The organism is Cellulomonas fulva, assembly GCF_018531375.1.
Classification (GTDB): Bacteria; Actinomycetota; Actinomycetes; order Actinomycetales; family Cellulomonadaceae; genus Cellulomonas; species Cellulomonas fulva.
The window spans coordinates 1-1653 of sequence record NZ_JAHBOH010000003.1 but is presented as its reverse complement, the minus strand read 5'-3'; the positions used below and the strand labels follow the sequence as shown (position 1 = coordinate 1653).

Annotated in this window: 1 rRNA gene; it reads right to left on the bottom strand. The window is 58.2% G+C overall.

The window, feature by feature from the left end:
- Nucleotides 1–1435 (bottom strand): 16S ribosomal RNA (locus KIN34_RS16525).
- Between the last annotated feature and the right edge of the window lie 218 nt (nt 1436–1653).

The following is a 1653-nucleotide window of genomic DNA, read 5'->3' as shown; positions in this document are numbered from 1 at the left end:
CCCCCCCAAGGGTTGGGCCACCGGCTTCGGGTGTTACCGACTTTCGTGACTTGACGGGCGGTGTGTACAAGGCCCGGGAACGTATTCACCGCAGCGTTGCTGATCTGCGATTACTAGCGACTCCGACTTCATGGGGTCGAGTTGCAGACCCCAATCCGAACTGAGACCGGCTTTTTGGGATTCGCTCCACCTTACGGTATCGCAGCCCTTTGTACCGGCCATTGTAGCATGCGTGAAGCCCAAGACATAAGGGGCATGATGATTTGACGTCATCCCCACCTTCCTCCGAGTTGACCCCGGCAGTCTCCCATGAGTCCCCGGCATAACCCGCTGGCAACATGGGACGAGGGTTGCGCTCGTTGCGGGACTTAACCCAACATCTCACGACACGAGCTGACGACAACCATGCACCACCTGTACACCGACCTTGCGGGGAGCACATCTCTGCACTTTTCCGGTGTATGTCAAGCCTTGGTAAGGTTCTTCGCGTTGCATCGAATTAATCCGCATGCTCCGCCGCTTGTGCGGGCCCCCGTCAATTTCTTTGAGTTTTAGCCTTGCGGCCGTACTCCCCAGGCGGGGCACTTAATGCGTTAGCTGCGGCACGGAATCCGTGGAATGGACCCCACACCTAGTGCCCAACGTTTACGGCATGGACTACCAGGGTATCTAATCCTGTTCGCTCCCCATGCTTTCGCTCCTCAGCGTCAGTTGCGGCCCAGTGACCTGCCTTCGCCATCGGTGTTCCTCCTGATATCTGCGCATTCCACCGCTACACCAGGAATTCCAGTCACCCCTACCGCACTCTAGTCAGCCCGTACCCACTGCAAGCCCGAGGTTGAGCCTCGAGTTTTCACAGCAGACGCGACTGACCGCCTACGAGCTCTTTACGCCCAATAATTCCGGACAACGCTTGCGCCCTACGTATCACCGCGGCTGCTGGCACGTAGTTAGCCGGCGCTTCTTCTGCAGGTACCGTCACTTGCGCTTCTTCCCTGCTGAAAGAGGTTTACAACCCGAAGGCCGTCATCCCTCACGCGGCGTCGCTGCATCAGGCTTGCGCCCATTGTGCAATATTCCCCACTGCTGCCTCCCGTAGGAGTCTGGGCCGTGTCTCAGTCCCAGTGTGGCCGGTCGCCCTCTCAGGCCGGCTACCCGTCGTCGCCTTGGTAGGCCATCACCCCACCAACAAGCTGATAGGCCGCGAGCCCATCCCTGACCGAAATTCTTTCCACACCCCCACATGCATGGGGACGTCATATCCGGTATTAGACCTCGTTTCCAAGGCTTATCCCAGAGTCAGGGGCAGGTTGCTCACGTGTTACTCACCCGTTCGCCACTGATCCACCCAGCAAGCTGGGCTTCACCGTTCGACTTGCATGTGTTAAGCACGCCGCCAGCGTTCGTCCTGAGCCAGAATCAAACTCTCCGTCAATGTTCCAACGCCACCAACCCACCGAAGCAGGCCAGCAACAAACACAACGAACAGACCCGAAGGTCCAATCAGATTCGGCTTCAATAAAAGACCCAGCCACCCACGGGGTGGGCACCAGGCCTCCATCTCAACCATCAACCCACCCCGCAACACGGGACAGGCCATATGGCATCGACTACTTGGCACACTGTTGAGTTCTCAAGGAACAGACGCGCATC